Raw genomic sequence first — 17,047 nt, forward strand, 5'->3', positions numbered from 1 at the left:
TATGTTTTAAAATATTAGGTTGCTTCAATTAAAAGATCTTACTCTTATTGTTTCTAATAAAAAGTACAAAATCACTTCACTTTTTTCATATTTTGCTAAGGAACAGATTGATTGATCTAAGAATGATTCCAATTCAATTTCAGATAATATGATTTTAACTTCTCTTGTACCATCACTTTTAGTTATTTCTATTGGTATACCAATCTTGGATTGGTCAAAATCAGCTAATTGAAATGCTTTATCATACATTTCAATTAATATTGAAGTATCTACCCTAAACCAGTAAGTGTTGTTAAATACCTTTCCAATAGTATCATTATTGTACAGAACTGGTCTGAATATCTCCAGATCTCTATCTAATTGAAGGTATGGTGTATTTACTTCTTTGCTTGATGAAATAATAAACATAAGGTCATTATCTAAGTGAGATGAGGAAATAGTCAAAGATTCTACTACCACATTATTCTCTTTCGGTTTTGAGCATCCAATAAGACCCATTATTAATATATAAATGAAATATTTTTCCATTATCTACTACTTATTGCATTTAAGTGGAATTGACTTGGTGAATTGCGAATTATAGGAGGGATAGGAAGTGCTCTATTTGCAGTGCTCGGAATCCTATACCCCCAAGAGACAGTTGATATTCGTTCCCATTTTCCATTTCTAAGTCCAACTATGGACGTCTCGGCTGTCCACTCTACAAAAAAATCAGAATCTACGCCTGTTGGGGCATCTGACATTGCAATGTCAAATCCCTCCCTATTTGAGTTTACAGGTCCATCAAATGGCCCATTCCCGTTGCGATAAACAAAACCATCATGACCGGGTTTGGAATCTATAAACTGCTGGTCTACTTGATTAAAAGGATACCCCCTATTTTGGTTAGTAACTACAGTTTGAATAAAATTAAGTTTAGTGTATTTATTTCTCCCTTTGAGAATTCCAGCATTTACAGAATGAAACTTAACACCATACCGATCATCATATAGATGATCTTGATATGCATAAAATCTACCACTCCATTGAGCATTTCCATCGTTAAGGAAGAAACAATCATCACAATCAGCCAGATTAGTGGCGCTTGACACAAGTCCATCACCTAATTCCCCAAGGTCTATTCTATCTTTTCTGGTAATCCCAATGTTAACCCCAAGACGATTATTATTCCATGCTCTATCTTGAGGAGACCCACTATTGGCTTCTGGACGCTTAAAAACTTTTACGCTCACATCGTACATAGAAGCGATAGCTCCAACAGCTGTAGCTCCAAAATTAGATGCAATATTGGCATTTCTTGACCATGAATTGGGATCGTACCATGTGCTATTCCCTTCAAAAGCAGAATAAATACCTCCAGCAATGTATTCAGTAGCTTTTTGTCCCAACCAATTCTTGATCGCGTTTCCAAACGGATCCCATCCACCATCAGGGTCTACATGAAAGTGCGGATTATTACTCATAGCTAAATATGGAGAAGCGAACTGACCATATGGATCATTTTGCATCCAACGTCCAATGGCCGGATCATAGTTTCGTAAAAAGAAGTCGTTGTATTCCGTAAGACTATCGTAAGTCGCATAGTATGACTGGTACAGCATTCCTGGGTCTTCGAAATTCGGATTTCGCCAGCTGTTCGTGGTAAGCAAACCAAACGGATAGTATTCATTGATCTGACTTACTTTAAACTCGGCGGTAGGGCTTTCATGGATGATTTTTAGATCATCGAAATAAACATTTGAATTTTGGTTAGTCTCATTGGCTACATAAATAAACAAGTAACCTGAATCGTTTGATCCAAAGGTAATCTTAGGAGCTACTACTCTTTCCCAAGCACCATCAGCTAACGAAGAAACAGAGACAAAACCAGATTTTGCAGGAATATACGTATACGTATCATCAAAAAATAGATATTGTAAATAGGCTTCTGGTTGATCATTAGGGTTGGCATCTCCGGTAAACAGTGTAGTACCCGGGTTACCTAAGGCACTATTCAGACTGCTGGAAGCACTCTCAGCACCAGTTCCGGCACTGGCTCCTCCAAAGGAAGTTCCTACTAGACTTACAATATTATTAATGGACTGGTTATTCCAGGTGACTGAGGAACTGTACTTAGCCCACACTTCAAGCTCTACTTCATCGTTTGGTGAAATACTCAGTACTTTGGCAGGGCCTAGCGGATTTGTGGCACCATTTAATATGGCACTGTGACTACCTCCAGAGGTTTTATTCTCTCCAGACATTCTTGGGTCTGGTGAAGGGAAAGCAAATTCACCATCACTGACACCACTTTCCATATTTGCTTTGTACACATTTCGTTTTGGCAGAATTCCAAATGCTACACGGTTATTCCCTTGATGATCGGTGATGAAGTATTCGTAAAAGTATTGGTCATTTTGTTTAAAAACTCTCCCTTCATCTGTGAAAATCTGATAAATGTCATTGTTTAAGTATTCAATCAGACCTACATAATCCATGCGCTCCGTTTTTCCATCAGAGAAGGTGACGGTCTTATACAGTCGGTTACCGGTAGCATCATATGTATAATCTATTCTTCTACCATCATCGAATATTACGGCAGATGGCATTTGCAAGTAATTATATTCAATGGACATTGCCTTATGCTGATCACGCGTAAGATTCCCATTATCATCGTATTCATACTCGTTGGGCATACTTGCAGGAATGCGATCATTGAAACCTTCTGGATCACCGGCATTATCGGCTACTTTTTGGAGCTTATTGGAGGTGTTATTATCCTGGTATGTGTAGGTCAAATTATCAACCGTAGTACCCTCCGATTTACGTTCCATTGATTTGATATTTCCCTGATCATCGTAACCAACATTAATTTCATTGTGATCTTCATTTGGAGCACCGCTAACCCATACTCCATCTGCGCCATAGTCAGTCTCATCTAATCGACCTAAGTCATCATATATGTATTCTGTAGCGGGTCTGTTAAATGCTGTTCCCTGTAGATTGTCTGCATCCCAACTGAATACGGCCATTCTTCCATCGTATCTATTTTCTCGGGATCCATTAACTGAAGGAGGTCTTGTATAGTACAAGTTTGCCCCAAAGATATCGGGTTGAGCTTTCGATTCAGATTCTGAAAGTCGGTCATTATTGATACTATTCAGCCAACCCCTAATGTTGTATCGATAATCTACTGACTGTAAGAACGAACTTCCATTGTTTGTTGAATGTAGGTTTTTCTCAATCAATTGTCCCAGTGCATTATACTGATAGTCCGCTACCAGCACTTTGGGATCATTGTTGATCTGCTGCCAAGATCGTAGCAACCTAAACTCATGATCATATTCGTATTCACTAAGGACTGAAAGTGTACTGCCAAATCGCTCATGATCGAGTTTCATTTTTTCTAAAACTCCCGTGTAGTCATTTAATTGATTGGTGATACGATCTATTGATCCGAGGTGATTTTCAGAAACAACTTGCACTGCACGATATTCATCATCATAATAGATAACTGTATTCAGCCATTGATTAAGTCCAATAACTTTGACTTTGCTTCCAGTGGTCAGGCCTTTGACAGCATCATGATTGACATTGTTAACATTGATACCTGATGTACCACTGAACAAAAATGGATTTATTCCACCATATTGAAAAATATCTATATCGGTATCCCAGTTTGTGTTATTTCGGTAATTGTAATTGTCGAAATACGTGATATTTTGGATTTCAAGGGAGTTTTTAGGAAAACTTTGGGTGCTTGTGTATCCTTCTGGACTATCGTCTTCAATTTCATACAGTTCTGTTCCTGTGGCACTCCATACCTGTGTTTCAAGTATACTTTGTGCTGCACTGGAATTATATATCCCTGTCATGATTAATCGATTGTATCGATCGTACTTTCTGAAAATCCATTGATTATCGTTTCTCTGTTCAGCGTCTTGCGAATACACCAATCTATTTCTATTGTCATAGACATAGAGTATTTCTAAAATTCCTGGATTTTTTTCATAGATCGTCCTACCTCTGTAATCATATCGATACTCAAAGGCGTAGTTTTCAAGTTGCGCGCTTGTAATCGTCGTATTATTGGCGATTGCTGGAGGAAAGATGAATCGCAATCTATTGAAAGCGTCATAGATGTAATAAGTGGTAATCCATCGGGCTGTCCCACTGTCATCATACCATGTTCTTGATGCGATGTTTCTGCCTCTACTATCCGTAATGGATTGTGTTTTAATGCCTTCTTCATTTTCAGACTCGACGATCTGAAGTGTATAATTCGGATGATTCACATTCCTTACTGGATTTCCACTACTGTTTAATTCCCATCTAGGAACCACATTGGAACCATCGTTTAGAAAATAATCTAAATCACTGTCTCGGTTGTTTTCAGGAAACTCTATGTTTCGCCAATCACTACCGGTACCCATTTGAGATTCTGTCCTACTGAGTGGAGAGTCTTCCAATTTGACTTCAGCATAAGGAGTAAAATCTTGAACTATGCCATTGGGGGGATTTTGATAATAACTATTTGTCAAGCCATGAGCATTATTGATAAATTCTCCAGAATTGCTTGAATTAGAAGTAAACGGGAGATACGATTGGTCAGCGACCCCAGTAGCACTGTTGTAATAATTGGGTTGCACTAAATCTTCGTAATTTGGTCCTGCTTCAGCCACTGTAGTCATCAACGGTCGACCTAATCCGTCAGAATAGGTATAAGTAACTGTTTTATCATCTGCCCCCAGTAGTGTTAGTGCTTCTTCTGAGCTAACAGGCACTTTTGGAACTTCTACTCTCACATAATTTTCGTTTGGAGAAGGTGGTGGGTTTGTTGGAAGGTGTGAGATAAATTTAGCTCCTCCAACCGGACTAATCGTGACAGAGCTGCCCGCAGTAGCTGTGATAGTTATACTCTTTGTGAAATAGTAGCTGTCTGTAATCGTCCTGTTTCCACTGAGGGAAGTGATATTTTGCTCTGTTACGTATTGCACTTTTTGTGCATATCCGTTAGCTATTCCTACTGAAAGCGCTAAAAGCGCTAAAAATATTTTTTTGTTTATGATCATTTCGTTAGCAGGTCATATTTTCAAATATAAAGATTGCAATTGCCTTATTTTATCATTCGTTCATCAAAATTAATTTCTTTAGTCAACTCACCATTCCCATAGTTACAAACATTTTATTCATTATTCTCGATGAGTTTTTCCAATCGTTTCAACCGCTGATCTAACGAGAAGATTTGCTCATTTTTTTCTTTAATCACTTTGTTCTGTTCTATTTGATACAATGTCAACTCCTCAATCTTTTTCAACAACAGCATATTCATCTCCCCGAGCTGTACACCATTGGCTTCCATTCTTTGGCAGAAGGTACTTCTGGAAGGTGCTTGTTTGCTTTGATGTATGCTTCTGTTTCTTCAAGTGACTTGAGGTTGTAATCGGGTTCGAATACATAGTCTGGAACATCAATTACATCTACTTTCACCTCTTCTGAATAGACAGTTCCATCTATGATGGCATCTCCTTCAGGAACAACTATATTACCATCTGTTTGAATTCGGAAAAGTTGTCTTCTATCTGTACCACCACTTCCATCATTTGCACCTCTATTGAAAGAATATGATCCAGCCCAGTTTTTCACGAACCAGTCTACGGTAGGAGCTCCTGAATTTGTACTGATTTTTAGTTCGACATCTGCACCATTGTTCTGTGTTTCATTATCAAAAACCACAAGAAGGCCAGCTTGGTTAGCTTGGTTATTTAAGTACAAATTTCCTTTGTTGTCAAGGTTTCCATTTATTCGAGCATCACCTCCCACAGATAGGTATTCCGTACCAGAAATGTTGGTTGTCCCTAGACTTAATCCTCCCCACTGAGTAAGTCGAGCTCTTACGTTTTCAGTAGTAGAGCTTCCGGTACTAGCAAACAGCAAGCTTTGATTCAAAGATCCGTTTCCAGCTCTGTAAATCCTCCAATGCCAATTGCTTGTTCCTCCTATTGTAATTCCAGTGCCAGAAAATTGTTGACCAGAAGGTGATAGAATACTAGCAGATATTAGAATAGATGTGAAGATAATTTTTTTCATTTCTTTTCAAGTTTTTCGATTCTATGAATAAGTTCTTTATTTATGGCTTGTTGTTTAATCAAATGCAAGGTCAACTCTTCAATCTTTTTCAGCAACAACATATTCATCTCTCCAAGCTGTACACCATTGGCTTCCATCTCTTTGGCAGAAGGCACTTCTGGAAGATGCTTGTTTGCTTGGATGTAAGCCGCTGTTTCTTCGAGAGACCTTAGGTCGTACTCAGGTTCGAATACATAATCAGGTCCAGGAACGGAGAGGTCTACTTTTACTTCTTCAGCGTGGATGTTTCCTTTGACCGTGAGTTTGGAGTCGGGGTTGCTGGTGCCTATTCCTATATTGCCATTCCTTTTTATTCTCATCTTTGGTGATCCCCAATTGATATTATCACCTTGCCCCGTAGATGTTTGAGATACTAGAAAATCCATATTTCCTCCATTCCCAAAAAACATAATGGCTCCTGCCCCAGAAATATGTCCACCTACATTGTTGGCAAATTTGGTGTTGCCTACTGTACTTAAGCCACCCGGAACCATTTGTTTACTTGCAAACGAATTGAATAGGATGGCATGACTTCCACTCCAAGCACGAGTAACTAGTTGAAGGTTTGTATAAGTACTTAAATCATAGCCACTTCCATTCGTATTTGTAGGCGCATTAATATTTAATCCGTAAGGTGAACTTTCACTATGTCTATTATATCCAATATCAATAGCATTTTGAGCATTAAACTCATTCTGTTTTCTGGCAATACCCAAAGTGGAAATCTGAGTTCCTGCGGTTGCAAAATCTACTTGATCTATCTTGATGAAGAAAGGTCTATTACCTCTTGGAGGTGATATTTCATGTATGGTAATTCTGTGCCAGTCATTTTGTGGACCATGGAATCTGATCTCCATATTGAACTCTGTGAAACTGTTGGTGACCAATATGTTGTCATTGCTCAGAATGTTACCTGAAAGCCTTTCTAAATGAAAGCTGTAAGTGGAATTATACTCTGAGTTTAGTCTGAAATGATATAGTTCGCTACCACCTCTAGAGCTTAGGTTTATGAGATACTCACCATGATGAGTATGCCCTGCTGCCGAAGAACTATGTGAAATTTTCAATCCAAAGCTTGTACTTGCTTCATTAAAGTCTCCTTGGTAGTCATAAACTATATTTTGTCCACGCAACTGTGCAATGGAAAAAAGTAGACAGAGTATGTAGAGTGTCTTTTTCATCGTATTAAATTTTATTTCTCCAGTTTCTCGAGTCTTAGAATAAGTTCTTTATTAATAGCTTGTTGTTTAATCAAATGCAAGGTCAACTCCTCAATCATTTTTTGCTGGCTTTGGCTATTTGCCTTTAGCTGTTGGTTCAGTTCTTCCTTTTCTTTATTGTTCTGGATGAGATATAAGGTGAGTTCTTCTACTTTCTTTAATAACAACATATTCATTTCCCCAAGTTGTACTCCATTGGCTTCCATTTCTGAGGCAGAAGGTACTTCTGGTAAGTGCTTGTTTGCTTGGATGTATGCTTCTGTTTCTTCGAGTGAACGAAGGTCGTAATCGGGTTCGAATACATAATCTGGCCCTGTTCCAGCGTCGATAGTCACTTTTACTTCTTGCGCGTGAATATTGCCGGCTACAGTGAGTTTGGAGTCCGGGTCGGAGGTGCCTATGCCAACGTTTCCTTGAACAAATAATGGAGCTGGATTCGTTGATGTGCCGATTCTTACGGGGTGTGTCGTATGATATTGGAGATAAAGATCTCCATAATCTGAACTTGTGTGACTTTTGCCTGTCAAGTGTCGTGCCTTTATTGTGCCATTGGTTGTCCCGCCAACATTCAAATTACCCTGTACGGTCAATTTATCGTCTGGGGATGTTGTGCCTATGCCCAATTTACCTCTTACAGACACGGTATTGCCAGCCTCACCTACATACATTATTTGAGAGTTTGTGTGTCCATAAAAATGAGAGGACTCTAAGACATAACTACTTAATGAATTGTCGAATCTGGGAGATGGCTGTGAACCTATAATTACTTTTCCATCATTCTTAATGACCAATCCTGGTGTTGCAGTGTATGAATCAAATACAAGTGTCCCTGCAGGATTGGCCCCAATATTTATTGGATTTTCGTAGATGGACGGTCTACTGGCAACAATACCAGAACCTTCATATATTCTGACACTTCCTCCTTTCCAACCATTAGATAAAAGCGATAAAAACACATCAATACTCCCATCAGCTTGCTGGTAAGCTCTAACTCTCACCGATGCATAGGGCTCACCATAAGAACTTCTAAGGTAACCATTGAATCCGCCTCTGTTACCCATATGTATGACTTGCTGAAACGTGCTAGAAGATCCATGACTTCCTCCAAATAGTTCAATCATGATTTTGTCGCCAGTTGCATTGGTACTAGGAGGTAAGGTTGCAATTTTCCAGTTTCTCTCAGTCACCCCATTAGACGTTCGATCAAAAAAGAATAGTTGAGCGGCAGCAGCCTGCGGAGAGGAGCGTTCTAGGTAAGTTGACTGCCCATGAGACAAAAATGAAACAGCAATGAGTGATAATAGATAGAAACTTCTCATATTATTTGTTCTTGATTTTATTGATAGATTCTTCTTGACTTTTTATGATCTCATTTTGCTCTTCATTCTCCTTCTTCAATTCTATCACATAAAGCGTCAGCTCTTCAATTTTCTTCAGTAACAACATATTCATTTCCCCAAGTTGTACTCCATTGGCTTCCATTTCTGAGGCAGAAGGTACTTCTGGTAAGTGCTTGTTTGCTTTGATGTAAGCTGCTGTTTCTTCGAGTGAGCGAAGGTCATAATCTGGTTCGAATACATAATCTGGCCCTGTTCCAGCGTCGATAGTCACTTTTACTTCTTGCGCGTGAATATTGCCTGCTACAGTGAGTTTCGAATCGGGATTGGTGGTGCCTATTCCAAGTTTACCACTTGGATGAATAGTCATGGCATTGTATGAACCTTGTCGGAAATTAAATCCTTTAGATGAAGGATTATGTATAACCATATAATCACCATTGGGCTGAGCTGCTGTAGTAACTCCTGTTTGTATGAAAGAGCCGCCGTTCCATGAAGTAGAGTTTAATTGCAGATATGGATAATCTTTTACAATACCAATCTCACCATCAACGGTGAATTTGAACTGCGGGCTGGTGTTGCCAACTCCAATATTACCCGAGGGAAGAATAGTCAAAGCATGATAAGAGCCCTGTCGAAAATTAAATCCTTTAGATGAAGGATTATGTATAACCATATAATCACCATTGGGCTGAGCTGCTGTAGTAACTCCTGTTTGTATGAAAGAGCCGGCGTTCCATGAAGTAGAATTTAGTTGTAAGTATGGATAATCTTTTACAATACCAACCTCACCATCAACGGTTAACTTAAATGATGGACTGGTAGTACCTATACCAACATTTCCATTAAGAAGAATCTTATGATTGCCATCTTCTCTTCCTATCTGTAAACCTCTATTGGAATTTTGACCAGCTAAATAAATCAAGGCCGGACTATTTGGATCTGAAGGGTTTCTAATCCATAATGAACCCCCAGCGTTGTTGCTCATATAAGAACCTTCAGCAGATGAATCAAGAATCCAATCTTGACCGAATGAATAAATGGATAGAAATACTGCTCCTAAAAAGAAGAGTTGTTTGATAGGCATAATATGAAAATTATAAACTGAATAATGATGTATTCTTATAAAGTGATAGTCAACGATCAAAGATAATGATCGAAAGTCAAGGCATTATTAAAAATGCCATCCAATGAATAAACAGTCGATTTTAGAGGATGAAGTGTATGATCTAATGAATGAGTGACACATAAAGAACCTCAATGGGAGCTTGGCGAGGCAATCTTAACTAATGAATCTATGTCGTTTAGTTAAGCGTTTTTTCTTATATCCTCCCTCTACCTCCCTCCATGAGGGAGAGATCATTAGGTGCTTAACTAAACGTTCTTAAATGATGAATTTGAAACCAAAGCTATCACTCCGTACAATGTTACGATGAGATTGCTTTAGTCGTGCCTCCTTCGCAAGAAGGATAGATAAAAGAGTGTCTCTTTCTTATTTTAATGTCAGAAATTATTAGTCCTCCAGCATTTCCTCTCCTTTTGCCAGAGAGCTTAACATATCTTCTTTTACCTTTTGAACGGATTTTTTCTGATCTTCAAAGTACTGCATTACCTCTTCATCAGTGCCTTCAAAATCAGGTTTGAAGTTTCTCATCCATTGCATCATGCTTTCGTTAGCCTCTCCAATATCGTTTGCTAGAGACTTCAGCATTTCTGCTTTTATTGAATCTGATTCCACCAATGAATCTGCTTGAGCTATCAGGCTCTTTCTTGCATATCTTAATTCACTCATTTTTGGCATCACTTCATCGTGAACGCCAATCACCTCATCTTTCAATGCTTGGATTTCATCTTCTTTGGTCGGGCCACAAGCCACAATTAAAAGGAATAGGAGTGTCAGGTATTTCATCTTAATCAAATTTTATTTCAGCGTCTTTAAGGACATACATTAGTTGGTCAATATCTGTATCATTAAGTACCAATTTTCCAATTACTGTTACTGGTTTTGCTGTGTACTTCACTTCTTCTTTCAAATAAGCTTCCGCCACTGTTTCCGGACCACTTCCTCCACAAAAGAAACAAGCAGCGATCGGTAAGGAAGATATAATGATGTGTTTAGGTTCAAACATTCCTTCAAATGGAATGATAAATCCTTTAAGAGAAACCATCTTTCCGTTCATTTTTTGTACATCATCTCCAAATTTCGGAACATAGATTTCTCCATATTCATCTTGAGATTTCTCATACTTCACATCTGCCAGTGTTTCCCAGTTTTTACCTGAATTGGTGTACTGTGCGAGAGCTCCAAAGGAGATAAAGAATGCTAGAAGAATTAAGCTTTGTTTCATCTGTATACTACTTTTCCTTGTTATGCTTTAGATAACGTTTCTGATATATCTGACTTATACGCAAGAAATGCCGGAATGATCGAGGCAAAAATACCTACCGTTAAGCTACCCAGCATCACATAGTATTCATCAAACACAAAAAACATTCCACTGGTTTGTATTTGCTCCATTGATCCGGTCAATATTCCAAAACCCAGGTGTGCCATTCCAAAACCAAAAAAACTCCCTATGATGGTCAAAACAATACCTTCAGTAAGGATAAGCATGAAAATCTTGGCTTGGCTAGCTCCCATTGATCGCATAATTGCTAGTTCATACTTCCGCTCTTTCAATGAATTTATCAGCGCGATAAAAACACTCGTGGCACTGAGTATGATGATTACCAAGCCGAGAATATTCACCACATCAACTCCCACACCTATAATATTGAAGAGACGAGCAGTTTCATAGGGCGGTGATGCTGCCTGCAAATTGCTCGTTCCATTTACGATACGTGGTAACTGGACTGCAGCCATAGGCGACCGATACTTTAGGAGCAAAGAAGTAATGTCTTCGTTAGCCAGTTGCTCCTTTGTGACTTCAATACCTAAACGGTCTAGCAAAATCGGTTCATGGGCATTACTTCCATCCTCATGATTGTGCTCCTCGTGCTCTCCATGCACTTCCCATACACTTTGGATCGATACCAATATCAACTGATCCATGACTGAACCCGTAGGATTCATGATCCCCACTACCTTAAATGGGTGTTCTTCATGCCCTCCGGCTCCTTCAGAAAGTCCATGCGCACTTTCAAGTTCATCGCCAATTGAAATTCCTAAATTTTGCGCAACAGCTGAGCCGACCGTGGCAGTCATTTCGGAAGAAAACCAATTGCCTTCGGCTAATGAAGATCCATAAAGATCTGCATATGCTTTTGCTGTTCCTACTATACGGTAGCCTTGATAACTATCGCCCAATGAAAGGGGAATAGCAGATTTAACCAGCCGATTTCTTGTAAGATTGTTCGCATCCTCTAGCGAAATATTCCCAGTAGGAAAATCTATATGGAAAATACTAGCTAATATGATCTGCAGCGGGCTTCCCTTTGCACCAACCACTAAATCAATTCCTTGTGCATTTTTGCTGATCTCATTCTTAAGAAAAGTACTTGTTAATAGTATGGAGACAATAATGGCTACTCCAAAACCGAACAGAAGAACACTTAAGAGTGAACTTAAAGGCTTAGCTAATACATTTTTGATACTCAGTGAAAATAGGTTCATAACGGCAGCTGATTTTGAAATTCACTTTTCACGCGATGGTCATGAGTCGCCACAATCAATGTTGCTCCTGTTTCCTCTGCTTGCGACTTCAAGAGATCAATCACCTTCTGGCAATTCTCATCATCAAGACTTGCAGTAGGTTCATCCGCTAGTAAAAGCTTCGGAGAATTGATCACGGCTCTTGCGATCGAAACTCGCTGAGCTTGACCCTGACTGATCTCATGTATTTTTCGGTTTGATAATTCCTGAATGCCTAGATGATTTAACACCTGTTCAACTCTTTTAGCATCCGTCTTCTTTTTCCCCAGATATTGTGATAGCATGAGATTTTCTTTCACTGAAAGAGAGCGCACTAAATGAGGTTTCTGAAATACAATTCCAATGTTCTCCCCTCTAAATCGATCAAGTTTAGCATTTGAAAATGAAGCTAAGTCTTGTCCCGCAACCTGCAAAAGTCCCGACTTGGGAGGCATTAAACCTCCAATCAAATGAAGAAGTGTTGTTTTTCCGCAACCAGAATTCCCAAGAATGATCGAATGATTTCCTTGATTTACTTCCCAATCAGGATACGATATATCTCGTTTTGCATCGTATGAATGTTTTAATCCCTTGATTTGAAGCATCAACTATTCATTTTTTTCCTAATACGTTTAATTTGATGGATATGGTGAATCTGATGGTAAACGAATGAGTCTACGGCACCATTAAGGTTTTGTCTTCCAGCCATGGGATGCTTGTACACTAGTTTCTCGAGCCATTTATCCGGGTATTCTTCTACAAAAGAATGAATGGCCTTTCTTGTATCAGCCCATTGCTCCTTTATTTCGTTCAGGTCATACTCAGGTGGATTGGAAATATACGATGGAGCTCCCCACTTCAATGAACTTTTAAGTCCTAAATTGGTCAACCACATTCTAACTTTATTACCCATTCTTGAGTTTTGCATCTTATCCCCTGCCTGAACTTTCTTTTGCATGTACTTTAAGGAAGCTTTTTCTGCTTCATTCAAATGAGACATCACCTGAACGAGACTCCAGCCATATGTCTGATTCTTCAGTTGATCTTCCGATAAATCTTCAATAGATTCAAAAATTTTCTCTGTATCATCATCCAACCTTTTTAATTTCCTATTTATATCTTCTTTCACTAATATTCATTTTTTGCTAAAAAATATAAAAAAAGTTATCTTCGTTACTGTAAATCAGCCTTTTAGAAAGGTATAACCCACCCAAAAACCCATTGAAATGGGGCTGGTACTAAAAGAAGTACCAAATTAGAAAGTATTTATTCATTTGATATGATGTGATCGTATAAATGATTTTATACTAAAAGTTACTCTCAAACGCTTGTATTAATGTTCGTACTGTTAATTTTTTAGAATTAATATTGCGTAAGATCACCTTTTAAATTACACGGAAGTGAGTATTCTCGACATTATCGCCTTGTTTATCTTCCTTTCAGGAGCGTTTATTTTTATAAACACTTTTTACCTGAAGCTACCTTCATCAATCGGATTGATGATCATGGCTCTTGTGCTTTCATTTTTGGTACTTATTATCGGAAATGTATTTCCTGAGCTACATCTTGCAGAACATGTGAAGGAGTATGAATTTGAAGAAGTCCTGTATCAGGTCGTCCTAAGCTTTATGCTCTTCTCAGGAGCACTCAATATTGATTTTAGGAAATTAAGTAGTCAAAGGAGTTCGGTGCTTATCTTGGCAATTGTAGGCGTGCTTATCTCCACGATTGTGATTGGAACTGGTGTCTATTTCATGCTCGATGCTATGAGCATTCATCTTGAATATCTGTATTGCCTCGTTTTTGGCGCTTTGATTTCACCTACCGACCCAATTGCTGTAACTAAAACCATTGCGAGGTTTAACCTATCGAAAGAATTAGAAATAAAAATAGCCGGTGAATCTCTCTTTAATGACGGGATAGCTGTGGTTCTTGCTCTTACGCTTCTAGACATTGCTCATGCTGGCGATGATCATACACTTTCATTTTTTGAGACGACCTATATTGTCGTTGCAGATATTGGAGGAGGTATTTTCATTGGACTCCTCCTGGGATATATTGGCTATCGACTTCTTAAATATGTTGACAATGATGCAGTTGAGGTAGAAGTACTTATTACACTCGCTTTAGTAATGGCTGGATCTCAACTTGCAGACTTTATTCATGTTTCATCTAAGCAAGCAGCCGTGGTTATGGGGCTTGTAGTTGGAAACGAAGGAAAGAGCACTCATGTAGCTGGAGCTGCAGGAGATTATGTATTTAAGTTCTGGAAATTATTAGAAGAGACCTTTAGTGCTATGCTTTTTGTGCTTATCGGATTGGAGATGTTAGTGTTAGATCTTAGATTGGATGTCTTAGCTGCAGGATTTTTTGCCGTTTGTATTGTCCTTTTTGGAAGATGGACAAGTGTTTTTGTGCCCATTAAATTGATGTCTGTAAAAAAGGATTTTGCTCCAAATACCATATCTGTACTGACCTGGGGTGCACTCCGAGGTGGGCTACCCATAGCCTTGTCTCTATCTTTGACAGATTTTCAAGGAAAAGACGTCATTGTTACGATGACGTATATTGTAGTGGTTTGTTCAGTTCTCTATCAAGGATTGACAGTTCCCATATTGATGCGGACAAGTCATCCAGATTCTTCATCATAATATCACCGTATTTTAAAGGTATCTTATAACTTTATGCTATGATCAGATTATGCTATGTGATTTGCGTTATGCTATTGTTAATTTCTTGTGGTGATAGCAAGGATGAGGCAAAAAGCCCCACTTCTCCTCGAATAAGGAAAGCAACAAATATTGAGAGCCCTACTCAGAATCAAAATTTCACAAGAGGGAATCAAATATCTATATCCGTCAAAACAGCCGATGATTTTGTGGTTGATTCCGTTCAAGTTTCAGTGGATGAACAAGTGAATTCATTTACTGGAGTAAACTTCCAATTCAGTTTAGAGTCAAGAAAAGTAGGCACACATAGATTGCTAATAAAGGTCTTTGGATCAGGTAAGTCTGAGACACACTACAGAAAGGTGATCATTTTATCCGAAACAGCTCCAGAAGAATTAACCTATGAAATACAAAATACGTATCCTCATGATACTGAAGACTATACTCAGGGATTGCTAATTAAAGACGATTTCTTGTATGAAAGTACAGGTCAGAAAGGAAGATCAACATTTAAAAAGAAAGATTTAAAAACCGGAGAAACATTGAAGGTGGTAAACCTTTCATCTGATTTCTTTGGTGAAGGACTTTCGCTAATCAACGATGAGTTTTATCAGCTCACTTGGACAGCAGGACAGGGTTTTGTGTATGATATGAATATGGAACAGGTCCGTACATTTAATTATCAAGTAGAGGGGTGGGGATTGGCTACACTCAACTCGGAGCTTGTTTTGACGGATGAAACCGAAAAAATCTATTTTGTAGATCCTGCAAGTTTTACCATTCAGCGTGAACTTCAGGTGTACGATAACACAGGCAAAATTGACGCACTAAATGAACTTGAAGTAATCGATGGACTGATCTATGCCAATGTATATCAGGAGGATTATATCGTAGTGATTGATCCTGATACAGGAGAAGTACTACAAAAGATTGATTTATCCGGAATGCTTTCAGAAAGTGATTCTGATGGTGTAGATGTTTTAAATGGCATTGCTCAAGATCCCGAAACCGGACGTATTTATGTTACAGGTAAGCTCTGGCCAAAGCTTTTTGAAGTTACTTTTCAACCAAAAACTATTTAACAATGACGCTAGAAGAAATAACTGGAAAAATTAAAAAGCTTGCTGATAAACACAGCGGAAGGTTCCAAGGAAAAGCAAACTTTAAATTTGAAGAAGGTATCGTGCATTTAGATGACACAGTATCCCCTACTGTCGTAGTAAATGAAGAACGAGAAGCTCCTTTCGCAATCAAAATGTCAGCTGAGAATTTCAGCAAGATTCTATCCGGTGATCTTAATGTAATGATGGCATTTATGAGCGGCAAACTAAAAATTGAGGGTGATAAAGGGGCTGCAATGAAGCTCACTGCTTTATTCTAAGTTTTAAAGAGCTTCTTCTGAAGGCTCAATGTCATCAAGATTCATCTCTTCAAGGTCTTTGTCGGGAGTGCTCGCAGGACCTAAACGCTCATTATTAAGGTATTTTTCAAAGCTCATATAGTAGATTGTAGCTATGATAGTACCTATGAGGGAGCCTGCTACAACGTCTAAAAGAAAATGTTGTCCTAGATAAACTCTTGATAGAGCTGTCAACGTGGCAAGTATCAATATCACGATGGAGTACTTATTATTTTGAAGCATAAGGACTAGGAAAGTAGCTAATGCAAAAGCCGTCATTGAATGGCCTGATGGAAAGGAGTGATATTCCAATAGATCTACTCCATCTATTGGAAATATAGTAGCCTGTCCTTCAAAATACTTGGATGGTCGCATGACATCTGCGAACAAGATCTGCTTGAAAAAAACTGAAATAAGACCTACTGAAATCCCCACTAAAGAAAGTATGTGAGCAAAACGTTTCTTCCTGATCAATAAATATATTGTGATAACAATGAAGAAAGGTGCTCCTCCTGAGTGCGTCCAATACTTAAAAAAGAAGTCCCAAATTGGATTATGAAGTTCGTTTAACCAAAGCACAAAGTTTCCGTGACTCTGATAAAAGTAGTAAGCAAATGAAACTGCAACAAGACATAGATACGAGACAAAGAATGAATTTGTGCTTTTAAATCTATTGATCATAT

General features: G+C 38.5%; 15 protein-coding genes. 3 read left to right on the forward strand and 12 right to left on the reverse strand.

All coding sequences use genetic code 11. The annotated features are described in order from the left end of the window. Nucleotides 1-24 precede the first annotated feature (24 nt). The 11 genes from ABJQ32_11505 to ABJQ32_11555 all read right to left on the reverse strand — a co-directional run bounded on the left by ABJQ32_11505 (nucleotide 25) and on the right by ABJQ32_11555 (nucleotide 13,425). On the reverse strand, nucleotides 25-528 hold the full coding sequence (locus tag ABJQ32_11505) for a hypothetical protein (protein MEP5290267.1): 504 nt from the start codon (nucleotides 526-528) through the stop codon (nucleotides 25-27). Beyond that, nucleotides 528-5,051, reverse strand: coding sequence for a DUF6443 domain-containing protein (locus ABJQ32_11510; protein ID MEP5290268.1), 4,524 nt, complete (start codon nucleotides 5,049-5,051; stop codon nucleotides 528-530). The genes ABJQ32_11505 and ABJQ32_11510 overlap by 1 nt, the downstream gene beginning before the upstream one ends. A gap of 256 nt (nucleotides 5,052-5,307) precedes the next feature. Then, the gene (locus ABJQ32_11515) at nucleotides 5,308-6,069 is read right to left on the reverse strand and encodes a hypothetical protein (protein MEP5290269.1); all 762 of its coding nucleotides are present in this window, start codon (nucleotides 6,067-6,069) and stop codon (nucleotides 5,308-5,310) included. Next, entirely contained in the window at nucleotides 6,066-7,289 is a 1,224-nt protein-coding gene (locus ABJQ32_11520; protein ID MEP5290270.1) for a hypothetical protein, read from the reverse strand. Before ABJQ32_11520 ends, ABJQ32_11515 begins: the two co-directional genes overlap by 4 nt. 11 nt (nucleotides 7,290-7,300) lie before the next feature. After that, nucleotides 7,301-8,647, reverse strand: coding sequence for a hypothetical protein (locus ABJQ32_11525; GenBank protein MEP5290271.1), 1,347 nt, complete (start codon nucleotides 8,645-8,647; stop codon nucleotides 7,301-7,303). A 1-nt stretch (nucleotide 8,648) separates the two neighbouring features. Next, nucleotides 8,649-9,752 carry a hypothetical protein gene (locus ABJQ32_11530; GenBank protein ID MEP5290272.1) on the reverse strand — a complete coding sequence of 368 codons (1,104 nt, stop codon included), beginning with the start codon at nucleotides 9,750-9,752 and terminating at the stop codon, nucleotides 8,649-8,651. Nucleotides 9,753-10,178: 426 nt separating this feature from the next. Then, a complete protein-coding gene (locus ABJQ32_11535; protein MEP5290273.1) occupies nucleotides 10,179-10,574 on the reverse strand; it encodes a hypothetical protein in 396 nt (131 codons plus the stop codon). Between the two features lies 1 nt (nucleotide 10,575). Further along, nucleotides 10,576-11,013, reverse strand: a complete 438-nt coding sequence (locus ABJQ32_11540; GenBank protein ID MEP5290274.1) for a hypothetical protein — start codon at nucleotides 11,011-11,013, stop codon at nucleotides 10,576-10,578. A 20-nt stretch (nucleotides 11,014-11,033) separates the two neighbouring features. Then, nucleotides 11,034-12,278 (reverse strand): FtsX-like permease family protein, encoded by a 1,245-nt coding sequence (locus ABJQ32_11545; GenBank protein ID MEP5290275.1) that lies wholly within the window; start codon nucleotides 12,276-12,278, stop codon nucleotides 11,034-11,036. Next, nucleotides 12,275-12,901 (reverse strand): ABC transporter ATP-binding protein, encoded by a 627-nt coding sequence (locus ABJQ32_11550; GenBank protein ID MEP5290276.1) that lies wholly within the window; start codon nucleotides 12,899-12,901, stop codon nucleotides 12,275-12,277. Before ABJQ32_11550 ends, ABJQ32_11545 begins: the two co-directional genes overlap by 4 nt. Beyond that, nucleotides 12,901-13,425, reverse strand: coding sequence for a DinB family protein (locus ABJQ32_11555; GenBank protein MEP5290277.1), 525 nt, complete (start codon nucleotides 13,423-13,425; stop codon nucleotides 12,901-12,903). The genes ABJQ32_11550 and ABJQ32_11555 overlap by 1 nt, the downstream gene beginning before the upstream one ends. A gap of 271 nt (nucleotides 13,426-13,696) precedes the next feature. Here ABJQ32_11555 and ABJQ32_11560 point away from each other — a divergent pair, with 271 nt between their 5' ends. The 3 genes from ABJQ32_11560 (at nucleotide 13,697) to ABJQ32_11570 (ending at nucleotide 16,346) form a co-directional block, all read left to right on the forward strand. After that, complete coding sequence (locus tag ABJQ32_11560; protein ID MEP5290278.1) at nucleotides 13,697-14,947, forward strand: sodium:proton antiporter; 1,251 nt, start codon at nucleotides 13,697-13,699, stop codon at nucleotides 14,945-14,947. Nucleotides 14,948-15,015: 68 nt separating this feature from the next. Beyond that, nucleotides 15,016-16,047: a glutaminyl-peptide cyclotransferase gene (locus tag ABJQ32_11565; protein MEP5290279.1), complete on the forward strand. Its 1,032-nt coding sequence runs from the start codon at nucleotides 15,016-15,018 to the stop codon at nucleotides 16,045-16,047. A 2-nt stretch (nucleotides 16,048-16,049) separates the two neighbouring features. Then, the gene (locus ABJQ32_11570) at nucleotides 16,050-16,346 is read left to right on the forward strand and encodes an SCP2 sterol-binding domain-containing protein (GenBank protein ID MEP5290280.1); all 297 of its coding nucleotides are present in this window, start codon (nucleotides 16,050-16,052) and stop codon (nucleotides 16,344-16,346) included. A 3-nt stretch (nucleotides 16,347-16,349) separates the two neighbouring features. Here ABJQ32_11570 and ABJQ32_11575 read toward each other — a convergent pair whose 3' ends face one another. Continuing rightward, nucleotides 16,350-17,045, reverse strand: a complete 696-nt coding sequence (locus ABJQ32_11575; protein MEP5290281.1) for a phosphatase PAP2 family protein — start codon at nucleotides 17,043-17,045, stop codon at nucleotides 16,350-16,352. Nucleotides 17,046-17,047 lie beyond the last annotated feature (2 nt).

The organism is Marinobacter alexandrii, assembly GCA_039984955.1.
GTDB lineage: Bacteria > Bacteroidota > Bacteroidia > Cytophagales > Cyclobacteriaceae > Ekhidna.